Source organism: Novosphingobium mathurense, from assembly GCF_900168325.1.
Lineage (GTDB): Bacteria > Pseudomonadota > Alphaproteobacteria > Sphingomonadales > Sphingomonadaceae > Novosphingobium > Novosphingobium mathurense.
In genome coordinates this window covers 948,308-963,393 of the sequence record NZ_FVZE01000001.1, presented here as the reverse complement: position 1 = coordinate 963,393, position 15,086 = coordinate 948,308, and the positions used below count along the sequence as shown (strand labels likewise).

At 65.6% G+C, this 15,086-nt stretch carries 14 protein-coding genes; 3 read left to right on the top strand and 11 right to left on the bottom strand.

The window, feature by feature from the left end:
- Positions 1-18: 18 nt before the first annotated feature.
- The 8 genes from B5483_RS04565 to B5483_RS04530 all read right to left on the bottom strand — a co-directional run bounded on the left by B5483_RS04565 (position 19) and on the right by B5483_RS04530 (position 8,577).
- Complete coding sequence (locus tag B5483_RS04565; protein ID WP_079729590.1) at positions 19-1,242, bottom strand: molybdopterin molybdotransferase MoeA; 1,224 nt, start codon at positions 1,240-1,242, stop codon at positions 19-21.
- Positions 1,242-1,724 (bottom strand): cyclic pyranopterin monophosphate synthase MoaC, encoded by a 483-nt coding sequence (gene moaC / locus B5483_RS04560; RefSeq protein WP_079729589.1) that lies wholly within the window; start codon positions 1,722-1,724, stop codon positions 1,242-1,244. Before moaC ends, B5483_RS04565 begins: the two co-directional genes overlap by 1 nt.
- Before the next feature lie 187 nt (positions 1,725-1,911).
- Positions 1,912-2,700 (bottom strand): indole-3-glycerol phosphate synthase TrpC, encoded by a 789-nt coding sequence (trpC, locus tag B5483_RS04555; protein WP_079729588.1) that lies wholly within the window; start codon positions 2,698-2,700, stop codon positions 1,912-1,914.
- Between the two features lie 48 nt (positions 2,701-2,748).
- Positions 2,749-3,738, bottom strand: a complete 990-nt coding sequence (gene trpD, locus B5483_RS04550; protein ID WP_054948108.1) for an anthranilate phosphoribosyltransferase — start codon at positions 3,736-3,738, stop codon at positions 2,749-2,751.
- On the bottom strand, positions 3,735-4,319 hold the full coding sequence (locus B5483_RS04545) for an anthranilate synthase component II (RefSeq protein WP_054948109.1): 585 nt from the start codon (positions 4,317-4,319) through the stop codon (positions 3,735-3,737). The genes trpD and B5483_RS04545 overlap by 4 nt, the downstream gene beginning before the upstream one ends.
- The gene (locus tag B5483_RS04540) at positions 4,316-5,101 is read right to left on the bottom strand and encodes a phosphodiester glycosidase family protein (protein ID WP_054948110.1); all 786 of its coding nucleotides are present in this window, start codon (positions 5,099-5,101) and stop codon (positions 4,316-4,318) included. Before B5483_RS04540 ends, B5483_RS04545 begins: the two co-directional genes overlap by 4 nt.
- Complete coding sequence (locus B5483_RS04535; RefSeq protein WP_079729587.1) at positions 5,098-6,609, bottom strand: anthranilate synthase component I family protein; 1,512 nt, start codon at positions 6,607-6,609, stop codon at positions 5,098-5,100. The genes B5483_RS04540 and B5483_RS04535 overlap by 4 nt, the downstream gene beginning before the upstream one ends.
- 18 nt (positions 6,610-6,627) lie before the next feature.
- Positions 6,628-8,577, bottom strand: a complete 1,950-nt coding sequence (locus B5483_RS04530) for a SurA N-terminal domain-containing protein (RefSeq protein WP_079729586.1) — start codon at positions 8,575-8,577, stop codon at positions 6,628-6,630.
- Positions 8,578-8,844: 267 nt separating this feature from the next.
- Between B5483_RS04530 and tpiA the strand changes: the two genes are divergently transcribed.
- The 3 genes from tpiA (at position 8,845) to B5483_RS04515 (ending at position 11,906) form a co-directional block, all read left to right on the top strand.
- Positions 8,845-9,603: a triose-phosphate isomerase gene (gene tpiA / locus B5483_RS04525; protein WP_054948113.1), complete on the top strand. Its 759-nt coding sequence runs from the start codon at positions 8,845-8,847 to the stop codon at positions 9,601-9,603.
- Between the two features lie 139 nt (positions 9,604-9,742).
- The gene (gene secG / locus B5483_RS04520) at positions 9,743-10,147 is read left to right on the top strand and encodes a preprotein translocase subunit SecG (protein WP_054948114.1); all 405 of its coding nucleotides are present in this window, start codon (positions 9,743-9,745) and stop codon (positions 10,145-10,147) included.
- 130 nt (positions 10,148-10,277) lie between these two features.
- On the top strand, positions 10,278-11,906 hold the full coding sequence (locus B5483_RS04515; RefSeq protein WP_054948115.1) for a CTP synthase: 1,629 nt from the start codon (positions 10,278-10,280) through the stop codon (positions 11,904-11,906).
- 100 nt (positions 11,907-12,006) lie between these two features.
- On the opposite strand, the gene B5483_RS04510 is transcribed toward B5483_RS04515, so the two are convergent.
- From B5483_RS04510 to B5483_RS04500, 3 genes are all read right to left on the bottom strand, one after another.
- Complete coding sequence (locus B5483_RS04510; RefSeq protein WP_054948116.1) at positions 12,007-12,348, bottom strand: energy transducer TonB; 342 nt, start codon at positions 12,346-12,348, stop codon at positions 12,007-12,009.
- A 70-nt stretch (positions 12,349-12,418) separates the two neighbouring features.
- Positions 12,419-14,299 (bottom strand): methyl-accepting chemotaxis protein, encoded by a 1,881-nt coding sequence (locus tag B5483_RS04505; protein WP_079729585.1) that lies wholly within the window; start codon positions 14,297-14,299, stop codon positions 12,419-12,421.
- 263 nt (positions 14,300-14,562) lie between these two features.
- Positions 14,563-15,033: an Hsp20 family protein gene (locus tag B5483_RS04500; RefSeq protein ID WP_054948118.1), complete on the bottom strand. Its 471-nt coding sequence runs from the start codon at positions 15,031-15,033 to the stop codon at positions 14,563-14,565.
- Positions 15,034-15,086 lie beyond the last annotated feature (53 nt).

Here is a 15,086-nt window from a genome sequence, read left to right as displayed (position 1 = left end):
GCAACAGATTCTGGAACGTCAAGCAATACCGCCATTTTCGAGCAGGAACACGCGGACCGCTTCACCAGCCGCGGCGGCGGGGGCATGGGCAGGACGATCGATCAGCACGTTGCTGGCCGCAAGAGAGCTGAGCGCGCCGCTGTCCTGAAGCGTCATCGGCATCACGCTTTTGCCGTTCCAGTAGCCGCGCAGGAATTCGCGGCGGTGGCCGATGGCCCTCAGCGGAGCATCCAGAACGGTCGAGATAGGCATGGGTAGCGGACGGGCGGCGCCGAGCATCGCGCGCAGCAGGGGCAGAACGAAGTGATAGGCCGTGACCATGCTCGATACCGGATTGCCCGGCAGGCCGATGACGATCTGGGTGCCGCCATCGCTGCGTTCGCGCTTGGCAACGAGGATCGGCTTGCCCGGCTTGATGGCGACCCGCCAGAAATCGAGCCGGGCCCCCCAGCGTTCGAGTGCCGGTCGCACGAGATCGTGATCGCCCACCGATGCACCGCCGCTTGTGACGATCACGTCGCAATCCGCCGCTTCGTCGAAAGCGCCGATCAGCGCCTCGAGCGTGTCGGGAACCGGGCCGATCCGGCGGGCGTCGACCGGCAGCGGGCTGACCAGCGAGACGAGCATGGCACCGTTGCTGGCCGGGATCTGGTGAGTGGGGCAGGTTTCGGGATCGGCAGCCAGTTCGTCGCCGCTGTCGATCACCGCGACTTTAGGCATCCGGCGGACGGGCATGTGGCGATGCCCGGCCGAGAGGGCGAGCGCGATGTGGGCTGGGCCGATTCGGACGCCCTCGGCTAGCACCTGATGGCCGGCGGTGAAGTCCATGCCGCAGGGGCGGATGTGCCTGTGCGGCGGTTCAGGCAGATCCCCGGTCAGCGTGATCCGATCGCCTTCACGCTTCAGGTCCTCCTGCAGGACAACCACGGCTGCGTCGGCAGGCATGATCGCACCTGTCGAGATGCGCACGGCCTCGCCCTTTTGCAGCGTGCCGGTGAAGGGGTGGCCTGCCGCGCTCTCTCCGATCACCTGCCACGGCCCGGAGAGGTCGTCCTTGGTGAGGGCGTAACCGTCCATGGCCGAGAGATGGGCGGCGGGCTGGGTTCGCCGCGCCAGCAGCGGTTCGGCAAGAAACCGGCCCAATGCGCTTTCGACATCGACGCGCTCGACCGGCAGGACTTGCGCCAGCGAGAGCAGGCGCGCCTGTGCGTCTTCGAGCGGGATCGGCGCGGGACCGGCCATCAGTGACGGTCCTGCGCGCGCCAGGGGCCGGACTTGCCGCCGCGTTTCTCGATCAGGCGGATGTCGCCGATGACCATGCCCTTGTCGAGCGCCTTGGCCATGTCGTAGATCGTCACAAGTGCGACGGAAACCGCTGTAATGGCTTCCATTTCCACGCCGGTTTTGCCCGTGAGCGAGGCGGTGGCCGTGGCTCTGACAGCCTCGTCCTCGAAGCTGAAATCGACATTGATCGCATCGATGGCGAGGGGGTGGCACATCGGGATCAGATCCCCGGTGCGCTTGCCCGCCATGATCCCGGCAATGCGCGCCGTGCCCAGGACATCGCCCTTGGGCGCATTGCCGGCGCGGATCGCCTCGAGCGCCTCGGCCGACATCGTGATCCGGCCCGAGGCGATGGCGAGCCGCTGGGTCTCGGCTTTCGCCCCTACGTCCACCATGCGTGCGGTGCCGTCCGAATCGATGTGGGTGAGGCTCTTGTTCATCTCAGACCTTGAAATCCTGACGAGGTTTACACGGTTTACACAGTCCGGAAGTATAAGCGGAGCCGCCCTTTCATCTCCGGACAAACAGGGTTTCGGGACTGGACGCATTGGCGATCATGTCCCCTCGATGGCAGATTTCCCCGATGTAGGACAGGTCTGGACCGCACGAAAACCGTCGCTTCCGCGTTTACCCTTCGAGCAGGGTGCGCGTCGCCGCCTCGACATCGTCCTGCCGCATCAGGCTCTCGCCGACGAGGAACGTGCGCGCGCCGCATTGCGAGAGGCGCAGGAGGTCGGCGTGGCTGTTGATGCCGCTTTCGCTGACGAGCAGGGTGCCTTCCGGAGCAAGCGGGGCAAGCCGCTCGGTCGTGGCGATGTCGGTGACGAAACGCTTGAGGTCGCGGTTGTTGACGCCGATCAGGCGCGACTTGAGCCGGGCCGCGCGCTCCATTTCCGCTTCATCGTGTACCTCGACGAGGCAGTCCATGCCGCGTTCGAGCGCGGCAGACTCGATCTCGGCCATCAGCGTGTCGTCCAGCGCGGCGGCGATGATGAGGATGGCGTCGGCGCCGATTGCGCGGGCTTCGGCGACCTGCCAGGGGTCGACCATGAAGTCCTTGCGGATGACCGGCAGCGAAACCGCGGCACGGGCCGCGACAAGATAGTCCTCGTGGCCCTGGAAATAGGGCGCATCGGTCAGGATCGAGAGACAGGCCGCGCCGCCTTTTTCATAGGCAAGGGCATGGTCGGCCGGGTGGAAGTCCGGACGGATCAGGCCCTTCGACGGGCTGGCCTTCTTGATTTCCGCAATGAGGGCGAACCCGTCCCCGGCCTTTCGGCGCAGCGCTGCTTCGAACCCGCGGGGCGCGCTCTGGCCTGCCGCCTTGGCATCGAGCTCGGACAGCGAGGCCAGCGCCTTGCGGGCAGCGACTTCCTCGCGCTTGGTATCGCAGATCTCGGTAAGCTTGTCGGACATGGCGGGCCTTTTGTGCCTGATGCGTTTCGGTAAGGGCGGGAAGCGGCGTTACTTGAGCGCGTCGATCCAGCAATTGAGCAGGGCATTGGCGAGGCCCTTGTCGATCGCCTCTGCGGCTTCCTCGACGCCTTCCTGCCAGGTCTTCGCTTCACCTGCGACGATAAGTGCGCCGGCGGCGTTGAACAGCACCGCGTCGCGATAGGCGCCGGGTTCGCCCATGAGCAGGCGACGCAGCGCCTGGGCGTTATACTCGGGATCGCCGCCGCGAATGGCATCGACAGGAGCGGCGGGCAGACCCGCGTCCGCGGGCGAGACACGGCGCATGGCCAGTTCGCTGCCGGTCACTTCGGCGACCTCGTTGCCGCCAGCGAGGCTGAGTTCGTCGAGGCCCTCGTCGCCCGAGACGACGAGCGAATGCTCGGTGCCCAGGCGACGGATCGCGTCTGCATAGATCGGCACGTAAGCGGGCCGGGCAATGCCGACCAGCTGGCGGCGGACCTGAGCCGGATTGGCGAGCGGGCCCATCAGGTTGAAGATCGTGCGGCGGCCCAGCGACTTGCGCAGCGGCATCAGGCGACCCAGCGCCGGATGGTGGCGCGCGGCGAACAGGAAGCAGATGCCGAGGTCCGCGAGCGTCGCCTCGGCGGTTTCCACGGCGCGGTCGAGATTGAGGCCGAGGGCCTCGAGCGTGTCGGCCGCACCTGCCTTGGAACTGGCGGCGCGGTTGCCGTGCTTGGCGACCGGCACGCCGCAGGCCGCGACGACCAGCGAGACGGCGGTCGAGACATTGAGGGTGTGGTGACCGTCACCGCCGGTACCGCACACGTCGATGGCATTGACGGGGGCTTCGACCGGGATCATGCGCGCGCGCAGGGCGCGGGCAGCGCCGGCGATCTCGCTGGCATTCTCGCCCCGGTCGGAGAGCGCGATGAGGAATTCGGCGATCCGTCCCTCGGGCACTTCGCCGTCGAGGATCGCGGCGAAGGCAGCTTCCGCCTCGGCTTCCCCGATCGGATGGCTGGGATCGGGCAGCGTCATGCGACGGCCTTGGTCTCGATGCCGCACAGGCGCAGGAAGTTCGCCAGCATGTCGTGACCGTGTTCGGTCGCGATGCTTTCCGGGTGGAACTGCACCCCGTGGATCGGCAGGCTCGCGTGGCGGAAGCCCATGACGTGGCCGTCGTCCGAGCGGGCGTTGACCAGCAGTGTCTCCGGAATGTCCTCGACGATGAGCGAATGATAGCGCGTGGCGGTGAACGGCGAGGGCAGCCCCGCGAACACGCCGGTATCGTCATGCGTGACCGGCGAGGTCTTGCCGTGCATCAGCCCGCCGCGCACGACCTTGCCGCCGAAGTACTGGCCGATCGACTGATGGCCCAGGCACACGCCGAGCAGCGGCTTTCCGGCATCGGCAGCCGCGCCCACGAGGTCGAGGCTGATGCCCGCCTCGTTCGGGGTGCATGGCCCCGGCGAGATGAGGAAGCCCTGCGCGCCGCTGGAAATCGCCTGCCCAGCCGAGAGCGCATCGTTGCGCACGACTTCGACCTCTGCCCCCAGTTCCATCAGGTAATGGACGAGGTTCCAGGTGAAGCTGTCGTAGTTGTCGATGACGAGGATCATGATTTGCCCTTTGCCCTTTTCTCGACGACGATCAAGGGGCCGAGCGGAGGGCCGCCGTCGACGCGGCCCATGTGCGGGTCCCACAGGGAAGAGACGCTGCCGTCGAGGAACAGCGCATTGGGGCAGTCCAGCGCGTCGCGGAAATAGCGCGCGAGCTTGCCGAAGGAGATCGGTTCGTCGGAAATGACGAAGTGTGCGCGCCCCTCGCGGTCGACCCCCACGCCATTGCGCAGCTTGAGCGACTGGCCGTCAGGCGCGATCCGCGGATGCAGCTTTCCGGCAATGACGAGCATTGGCCCCGACTGGGTGCCGAACTGCGGCCGGTGCTCGACGTTCTGCGCAAAGTCTTCGCTGGTGCGCACGGCCCAGTGGCCATCGGTATCGCCGTAGAACACGCCGTTGGGCAGGAGGTGGAAGTTGCCGTAGCCCTCGTTGCGGTTGAGCGTGTGCAGGCGTTCCCCGTCCTCGACGTAGTAGCCGATCGGCTGCCCCTTCTCGTCGAACATGCCACCGTTCATCGCGAAGGCGACTTCGTGGCTCATTTCAGGCCGGTCGACGGCGAGCTGGGAGAGGCTGCGGTAAGGCTCGCCACCCTTGGGGCCCATGACCATGTGGATGGCGTGGCGGCCCGGCTCTGCGGTGCAATGGGTGAGCGAGGTGCCCTCGAAGCTAGCGGCCTCGCACGGCGGCGGCGGTGGCGCCGCGGCTTCCTGCTTCGCATCGCCCGAGGAACAGGCGGCGAGCAGCAGCGCCGGCAGCAGGGCAGGCGCCGTGCGGGTCACTGCCCGAAGCCCGGCTCTCCTGCGACGCGGACCGCTTCGCGCGCGGCGGCGAAAAGGGCGCCGGACTTGGCTTCGCATTCGCGCTGTTCGTAGGCCGGGTCGCTGTCGGCGACGATGCCTGCACCCGCCTGGACGTGGAGCACGCCGTCCTTGAGCAGGCCGGTGCGCAGGACGATGCAGGAATCGACCGAACCGTCGGGCGCGAAATAGCCGACGCCCCCGGCATAGGCGCCGCGCGTCTCGGGTTCGAGCTCGGCGATGATCTCGCAGGCATGGACCTTGGGCGCACCCGAAACGGTGCCCGCCGGGAAGCCTGCGAAGACCGCGTCGATGGCATCGTGCTTGGCGGTGTCGAGCTGGCCGACCACGTTCGAAACGATGTGCATGACGTGGCTGTAGCGCTCGATCGTGTAGCTGTCGGTCACTTCGACGGTGCCCGCGGCCGCCACCCGGCCGACGTCGTTACGGCCCAGGTCGAGCAGCATGAGGTGCTCGGCGCGTTCCTTGGGATCGGCGAGCAGGCTCGTCTCGTTAGCCTTGTCCTCGGCCGGTGTCTTGCCGCGCGGGCGGGTGCCGGCAATCGGGCGGATCGTGACTTCGCCGTCACGGACGCGCACGAGGATTTCCGGGCTCGATCCGACGAGCGCGAAGCCGGGCAGGTCGAGGAAATAGAGGAAGGGCGAAGGGTTTACCCGGCGCAGCGCGCGGTAGAGCGCGAGCGGCGGCAGCGGGAATTCGCAGGTGAAGCGCTGGGCCAGCACCACCTGGAAGATGTCGCCTGCCTGGATGTACTCCTTGGCCTTGAGCACCATAGCCTTGTAGTCGTCGGCCGCCATGACCGGCCTGGGCTCGGGTATCGCCAGGTCGGGCTGCGCCGGGGCGAGCGTTGCCGGGACCGAAAGGCGGCGCAGCGCCTCGTCGATGCGTTCGGCCGCGGCTTCGACCACGCGGCCGGGCACACCGGCATCGGGCCAGACCGGCGCAACGCAGAACAGTTCGTCGCCGAGTCGGTCGAACACAAGGATCAGCGAAGGCCGCACGAAGAGCATGTCGGGCACGTCGAGGCTGCTTTGCGGCGCGCGCGGCAGCTTCTCGACGAGGCCGATGGTCTCGTAACCGAAATAGCCGACGAGGCAGGCAAGCGCCTTGGGCAATTCGCCGGGTACGTCGATGCGGCAGGCTTCGACGAGGCTGCGCAGCTCGGACAGGCTGTCGCCGGGCAGGGGCGCGAAGGCGTCCCTGTCGGACTGCCACTTGCGGTTGATCTCGCAGCTGGCGCCGCTGGCACGGAACACGAGGTCGGGGTCGAGGCCGATCAGGCTGTAGCGCCCGCGCACTTCGCCGCCTTCCACCGATTCCAGCAGGAAATCGCCGCGACCGTCCTCGAACAGCCGCAGGGCTGCCGCGACCGGGGTCTCGGTATCGGCGACGAGCTTGCGCCAGAGCAGGGCGGGGCGCCCTTGCTCCAGTTCCTGCCTGACCGCGTCTCTGTCCGCTTCGCGCTGCATCGCCTGTCCTGCCTGCGCTTACTGGGCCGCGCCGTTACCGGCGAGTTCGTCGCGCACGGCCTTGATCGCCGCGGCATTCTTGGTCACGCCCACGTCCTTGCGGATCGCCTTGCCCAGCGCGTCGGCATAGGCTTGGCCGAGCTGTTGGCCGAGTTCCTTCTGGGTGTTGGCCAGCAGTTCGTCGGAGTCGATCTTCGCCGGGTCGATCTTCTTGAGAGCCACCACGAACCAACCGCGTTCCTGTGGCGCCGACTGCACCTTCACGGTGTTCTCGGCCATGTGGAACATGAGCGAGATCGGCGGCGGAACCTGGCGGCCGCTCTGGATCGCGGCGGTCAGCGTCGGACGCGACATCGTGACGGGCTGGATCGGAGGCAGGCGCTTGCCTACCGCAGCGACGGCCTTTTCGAGCGCGGTGCCCTTCCTGATCTCGGCCTGGACCTTGAGCGCGGCGGCCTTGGCGGCCTGCGAGCCCTTGTCCATCGACCACGCGACCTTCACGTCTTCCTTGATATCCTTGAGCGGAGCCGGGGCGGACGTGTCGATCTCGCTGACGTCGTAGATCATGAAGGTCTTGCCGCGTTCGACTTCGGCGACCTGCGGCTGCTCTTCCTCCATCGAGAAGGCGGTCTTGATCACCGGGGCGATGACGTCAGGCGCCTTTTCGCCGGGCTTGAGATAGACCTGGCCGTCAGCCGTGATCGGCGCGGTGGTCTGCACCTCGATGCCGAGCGACTTGGCGACTTCGGTCAGGTTGGCGCCGTCGGCGAACTTGTCCTCGAGGCTGGCAAGCTCGTCGGTGAAGGCCGCGCGGCGCTTTTCCTGCTCGATCTTCTTGGCGAGGTCGTCCTTCACTTCGGCAAGGGTGCGGGCAGGCTTTTCCTGCTTTTCCTCGACGCGGATGACGTGCCAGCCCAGCGCGCTCTTCTGCGGCGCGGCGAGCTTGCCGATATCGGCAGCGAAGACGGCATCGGCGACGGCCGTTGAGAACTGTTCGCCCAGTTCGGTCTTGCTGAAGAATTCGAGCTTGGCGGTCGACAGACCCTTTTCCCTGGCGGCGGTTTCGAGCGACTTGCCGCCGTTTACTTCGGCGACGATCGCCTTGGCGGCGGCCTCGGTCGGCACGATCAGCTGGGTGATGCGGCGCTTGTCCTGCGCGGCGTACTGCGCCTTGTTGGCGTCATAGCGCGCGGCGATTTCCTTGTCGGTCGGCGCGGCAGGAGCCTTGATCGCGTCCTCCCCGAAGGTCGCGTAACGGATCACGCGGCGCTCGGGACGGATGAATTCGTTGATGTGGTCCTTGTAGAAGGCCTGGATCTCGATGTCGGTCGGGTCCTTTTCGGGCACGAAGGCCGCGGAGGGGAAGGCCGCGATCGTTCCGGTGCGGCTCTCGCCCAGCAGCGAAGCATAGCGCCTGGCGGCATCCTTCGACATCACCGCGCCGTACTGGGCCGGAACCAGCAGCTGCTGCGATACGAGACCCTGGGCGATATCTTCGCGCAGGACCTTCTCGGTCAGGCCCTGCTGCGCGAGCGCCTGGCGGAAGGTGTCCTGGCTGAACTTGCCGTCAACGCCCATGAAGCCGGGGATCTGCGCGATTTCACTGTCGATCAGGCGATCGCCGGCAACGACGCCGTGCTTCTTGCCGAACACGAAGAGCGCGGTGCGGTCGATCAGATCGTCGAGGACCTGCTCGACCCCGCCTTCCGCCACCATCAGTTTCATGGTCGCGGTGGGCTGATTGCGCTTCACGCGCTCCAGCGCGGCACGGGCCGACTGCGTCAGCTGGGGCGCGTCGATACCTTCCTTGCCCACGGAGGCGACCTTCGTCCCGCCGCCGAGGCCGGCAGAGGAACTGAGGCCCGCAATATCGCCGCTGGCGAAGGCGAGCGCGATAACGACGAGCATGATCAGCGCGATAGCCGCACCGACCTTGGACTTGAGCATTGAACGGAAGAAAGTGAGCATGGATCCGTGCCGATCAGCGATGACTTGAGCGAAAACGAAGGTTTCGCAGGAAACGGCCGCAGGCTTTAGGGGGGCTTGCGCGTTACTGCAATGCCGACTCGCATGCGATTGCTTCGGCGACACACAGGAAAGTTTTACCTGAACGAAGGCTGCATGTGTTTTGACAATGGTGGTCCGCCTGTCCTAGCTGCGCGGCGCAAGCGGAGCGGCGATTCTTTGGCTGGACCGAAGGCGGCGCTTCGCACTTGATGAAATCAAGGGTTGGAAATGGCTGGACTGCCTTACATCGTCGGTAACTGGAAAATGAACGGCACGCGCGCGATGCTCAACGAGGCGCGCGCGATCGACCGGGCGGCGGCACGCTTTCCCAAGGTGCAGGTCGCGGTCGCGCCGCCGGCGACGCTGATCTATCGCACGCGCGATGCAGCGGTCATTATCGGCGTGGGCGGGCAGGACTGCCACGCCGAAGAGAGCGGAGCCTTCACCGGCGACATCTCGGCGCAGATGCTCAAGGACGCAGGCGCGGACTTCACCATCGTCGGCCACTCGGAGCGCCGCACGCTCCACGGCGAAAGCGACGGTGACGTCAAGGCCAAGGCAGATGCCGCGCTCGGTGCGGGCCTCAGCGTGATCCTGTGCGTGGGGGAAACCGAATCCCAGCGCGATGCCGGCGAGGCCGAAGCGGTCGTCGGCGCGCAGCTCGAAGGTTCGTGCCCGCGCGTCGACGGCGCACCGGAAAAGCTGTCGATCGCCTATGAACCGGTCTGGGCCATCGGAACCGGCCGGGTTCCCTCGGTCGAGGACGTTGCAGCGATGCACAGGGCGATCCGCGCAAAGCTCGTCGCGCTTTACGGCGAGGGCGGTGCGGACGTGCGCATCCTTTACGGCGGTTCGGTGAAGGCCGACAATGCCGCCGAATTGCTGGCCGTGCCCGAAGTGGGCGGCGCGCTCGTCGGCGGGGCAAGCCTGTCGGCCGAGAGCTTCCTTGCGATCGTCGGGGCAGCCGCTTCGCTGGACGCGGACTGATCGAAAAAGTGCTGCAGGGCCCGGGCGTTGATGGCCGGGCCTTGCGAAAACCCGTTGACGGGTTGCGCCGCGAAGGCGTTGCGCCTATCTGCGCGACGTGTGATGCGGGCTTGATGCTCCCCAGAAGGCTGAGACTGAGATGTTCCTTTTCCTGACCGTCCTCCAGGCGCTCATTGCAGCGGCGCTTGTCGGTGTGATCCTGATGCAGAAGTCGGAAGGCGGCGGTCTGGGTGTCGGTGGCGGCAGCCCCTCGGGCCTGATGTCCGCGCGCGGTGCGGCCAATTTCCTGACCCGCGCGACTTCGGTCCTTGCCGCTCTCTTCGTGGTTCTCAGCATCATCCTGGCAGCGCTGGCCGTCGATGTGACGACCGGGCGCGATATCGACACCTCGCTTGAACGCGGCGCAGCTGCGCCGACGGCTCCGGCCCAGCCGGCCGACCCGCTCGCTGGCGCGGCGAATCCCGCTGCGGCTCCGGCCCAGAGCGATGGCGCGGTGCAGCAGACGCCGGCCGAAGATCCGCTTTCGGGTGCTGCCAAGCAGTAATTCCGAGGCATTTCCCGTAACCGAAATGCCGTCTGGCAGTGGCAGGCGGCATTTCATGTAGTATTGACCTGTGGATTCAGGCTCTGGGCGCTTGCCTATGGGCCTCCATGCAATTTAAGGCCCGACTCCCATGGCGCGGCACATTTTTATCACCGGCGGCGTGGTTTCCTCGCTCGGCAAGGGGCTCATGGCAGCGAGCCTCGCGGCTCTCCTGCAGGCACGCGGTTTCCGCGTCCGCATCCGCAAGTTCGACCCTTATCTGAACGTCGATCCGGGCACGATGAGCCCGTATCAGCACGGTGAGGTCTATGTGACCGACGACGGGGCCGAGACCGACCTCGACCTTGGCCACTACGAACGCTTCACCGGCGTTTCGGCCCGCCAGAGCGACAACATCACCTCGGGCCGCATCTATCAGGACATCATCGCCAAGGAGCGCCGCGGCGACTATCTCGGCGCTACCGTCCAGGTCATTCCGCACGTCACCGACGCGATCAAGAACTTCGCGATGTCCGATACCGACGATCTCGATTTCGTCCTGTGCGAAATCGGCGGCACCGTCGGCGACATCGAAGGCCTGCCGTTCGTCGAGGCCATGCGCCAGCTGCGCAACGAAATGGGCCGCGAGCAGACCTGCTTCGTGCACGTGACGCTGGTGCCCTACATCGCTGCAGCCGGTGAGCTGAAGACCAAGCCGACGCAGCACTCGGTGCGCGAACTCACCGGCCTTGGCATCCAGCCCGACATCCTGCTGTGCCGCTGCGATCGTGAGCTGCCGGAGAGCGAGCGCCGCAAGATTGCGCTGTTCTGCAACGTGCGCCGGGAAGCCGTCATCCCGGCGCTCGATGCGCCGAACATCTACGCGGTGCCGCTGCAGTACCACCAGGAAGGGCTCGACGCCGAAGTCCTGCACCATTTCGGCCTGACCTCGCCCGCGCCCGACATGGCGCGCTGGGATGAAGTGACCGACCGCTATCAGCATCCCGAAGGCGAAGTGACCATCGGTGTCGTCGGCAAGTACGTCGGCCTGCCCGATGCCTACAAGTCGCTCAATGAAGCGCTCGTCCATGGCGGGATGGCCAACCGGGTCAAGGTCAACATCAAGTGGATCGATGCCGAGCTGTTCGAGAAGGACGATGCCGAGATCGCGGCCGAGCTTGAGCCGATGCACGGCATTCTCGTGCCGGGCGGCTTCGGTGAACGCGGTACCGAGGGCAAGATCGCCTCGGTGCGGTTCGCGCGTGAGCGCGGCGTGCCGTTCTTCGGGATTTGCCTTGGCATGCAGATGGCCTGCATCGAGGGCGCGCGTTCGGCCGGCATTGCCGCGGCGAGCTCGACCGAGTTCGGCCCGACGACCGAGCCGGTGGTGGGCATCATCACCGAATGGATGGGCAAGGACGGCCTCGAGAAGCGCGCTGCGGGCGGCGATCTGGGCGGTACCATGCGCCTTGGCGCCTATCAGGCGGAGCTTTCGCCCAACAGCCACGTGGCCTCGATCTACGGTTCGACCACGATCAGCGAACGCCACCGTCACCGCTATGAAGTCAACGGCTCGTACCGCGAGGCGCTGGAAGGCGACGGTCTGATCTTCTCGGGCATGTCGCCCGACGGTCTGCTGCCGGAAATCGTCGAGCGTCCGGACCACCCGTGGTTCGTGGGCGTGCAGTTCCACCCCGAACTCAAGTCCAAGCCGTTCGATCCGCATCCGCTGTTCAAGGGATTCATCGCGGCGGCGCTGCAGCAGGCACGCCTCGTCTGATCGGACCTGCGACAATCATCGGACAATGAAAAAGGACCGGCCGAAAGGCCGGTCCTTCTCGTTTGTGGCGATGTGCCTTCTCGAAATCGAGTCGACCGGATCAGAGCAGCTTCCAGGTCAGCGGGAGCACGACCGAGCTGGTGCCGGCCGGCGGCGCGGGGAGGTTGCCCATGCGCGCGAAGACGGCTTCGGCCTCACGGTCGAGCGTGTTCGAGCCCGAAGTCGCCACCAGTTCGGTGCGCTCAACCTTGCCCGATGCCGAGACGTAGACCTTGACCTTGGCCGTGCCTTCCTCGCCGCGCATCTGCGCCGTGCGCGGATAGGTCTGCTTGGAAGCGACGGTGCGCTTTACCGTGTTGAGCCAGTCGTCGGCCAGGGCGGGAACCGCCGTCATGGCAAGAACCGAAGCGACCGCAGCGGCTTTGAGAACGATATTCTTCATGCACTCACTCCATTGTTATCGGGATGACGAGCCCCACCGGCAGGCCATCCGTTTCTTCAGGTTTCGAATTTCAGAAGTCCGACCAGTCATCCATGTCGAGCGCGGCGTTGCCGACGAAGGCCGGTGCAGCGGCGGGAACGGGCCGTGCAGGCGCAGCGGCGACGGGTTGATGGCTCAAGTCATTGCCGTTCCTGGAAGCGTTGCCGGCATTGTCATTGACGCTCCGGCTTTCCTTGATCCGGAAGGCGGCCATCTGCGCCATCAGCAGCTGCGTTTCTTCTGACAGGTTGCGGCTGCCCGCAGAGCTTTCCTCGACCATCGCGGCGTTCTGCTGGGTGAAGCTGTCCATGCCTGCGACCATCGTCGAGATTTCCGATATGCCATCGGCCTGCTTTTCGGCGGCCCCGGCGATCTCGTCGACGAGGTTGGAGACGGTGACCACTTCGCCGACGATCTGGCGCAGGGCCTCGCCGCTGCTCTCCACGAGGGCAACGCCGTCGCCGACCTGACGGCTGCTGCGGTCGATCAGGGTCCGGATGTCCTTGGCGGCATCCGCGGAGCGCTGGGCAAGGGCGCGCACTTCGGTGGCGACCACGGCAAAGCCCTTGCCGGCCTCGCCGGCACGCGCCGCCTCGACCCCGGCATTGAGCGCAAGCAGGTTGGTCTGGAAGGCGATCCCGTCGATCGTGCCGATGATTTCGGACATCTGGCGAGAGGTCGTCTCGATGCTGCGCATGGCGTCCACGGCCTGGTGCGCAATGCCTTCCACGCGGTCGGCAGTCTCTCGGGCGACGCCGAGGCGCGAACTGGTCTGGCGTGCATTCTCCGCCGTGACATGCACAACGCTGGTGAACTCGTTGAGCGTGCGCGAGGTATCGGCGAGCGAACTTGCCTGCTTCTCGGTGCGTTCGGCAAGGTCCGAGGTGGCCGTCGCGATCTCGTTCGTGCCGATCCTGATGGACTGGCACCCGTCGATAATGCGGCCCATCGTATCGCCCAGTCGCGAGACGGCGACGTTGAAATGCTCATGAAGCTGCGCCAGCGAGCCGCGTGCTTCGGGAACCCGGTGGACCAGATTGCCCTTTGCCAGCTCGGCAAGGCCGTTGCCGATGGCATCGATCGTGTGCTGCAACTCGCGGGCGCGTTCCTGCTCTTCGTGCGCGCGCTGCTGATCGGTTGCGACGAGCTGCTGGAAGTTCTCCAGCGCGCGGGCAAGGCTGCCCAGTTCGTCGCCGCGCTTGCTGCCCGGGATCACGACGTCGATGTCGCCATCGATCAGGCTGCGCACCGATTCGGAAAGCTGCTTTACCGGTCGAGCGATGGATCGCATGAGGTAGAGCATGAGGGCGATGGCCGAGAGGACGCCGGCGATCGCGGCCACAAACATGACGTGGCGGGCATTGGCATAGATCGCCTGGCCTTCCTCGGCTGCGGCCTTTGCGGTCGAGCTGTTCAGTTCGATCAGGTTCAGCAGCTGGTCTTCGATCGCATAGAAGCTGTCGAGCCCTTCACCGTCGAACATGTCGAGGGCACCTGCCTTGTCGCTTTGCGCCAGGTTCAGCATCGCCTCGTTCTGCTGGACATAGGACTGCCAGCTTTCGCGTACGCCCTTGAGGGCCTGCAGCGTTTCGGGACGCTTCACGTGCTTTGCATAGTCCGCCAGGACCTCGTCGATCACCGCGCCGGAGTTGCGCAGGACCTTGACCTGCCGGTCCCATGCGGCCGTGCCGGCGGCCTTGACGGTGTCTGCCTGATGGATGCGATACTGCGAGACATAAGCATGCAGGTCGCCCAAAGCCTGTGAGGCAGGCAGGGAATTGCCGTTCAGTTCTTCGGTGAGGGCATTGACCTCGCCGATCTGCTTGAGCGCGAAGGCTCCCATTGTGCCCATGATCGCCAGCAGCAAGCCGAAGGCGAGCAGGAGACGGTGACTTATCCGCAATCGATTCATTGCTCTGAAGGTCCCCCCACGTTTTCCACTGGGGAGACCATCTAGAGGATAAGTCTTTGATGCGCTTTAAGATGACCTCGTGTGCGTGCCCTTATCCCTTTGTTTCAAAGCGCTTAAACAATCTTGCAATGTTACTTCGTGCCGTAGTTAAGTCGAGGTTGCCACTATTGCAGTCGGCTGCACTAACTGGGCTTTATCGACGCAAAAAGGGCGGCCCGGTATCCCAGGCCGCCCCCAGACATCTGTTCCTCGAACGGCAGTGATCAGGCCGCTTCGGTGCCTTCGTCGGATGCATTGTCGACAACCGTGAGCGTGTTGCCGCCAATCGCGATCTTCTTGGGCTTCATCGCCTCGGGCACTTCGCGCACGAGGTCGATCACCAGCAGGCCGTCCGCAAGGTCGGCGCTGTCTACGCGGACATAGTCGGCAAGCTCGAAGCGGCGCTCAAACCCGCGCTGTGCGATGCCGACGTGCAGATATTCGCCCTCGACGCCGTCATCGGGCTTGTGGCCCTTGACGGTCAGGAGGTTGGCCTGGGCGGTAATATCGATGTCGGCAGGCTTGAAGCCGGCAACGGCAAGCGTGATGCGATAGGCATCCTGGCCGCGGCGTTCGATGTTGAACGGGGGATACTTGTCGCCGGCGTTCGGACGGTTCTGGTTCTCGATCATGTCGAAAAGGCGATCGAAACCAACCATGCTGCGGCGATAGGGCGAAAAGTCGATACGGTTCATGACAAAAATCCTCCAATGAGCAATCTTCGTATTGTTCGGGCCCGTGAAATCCG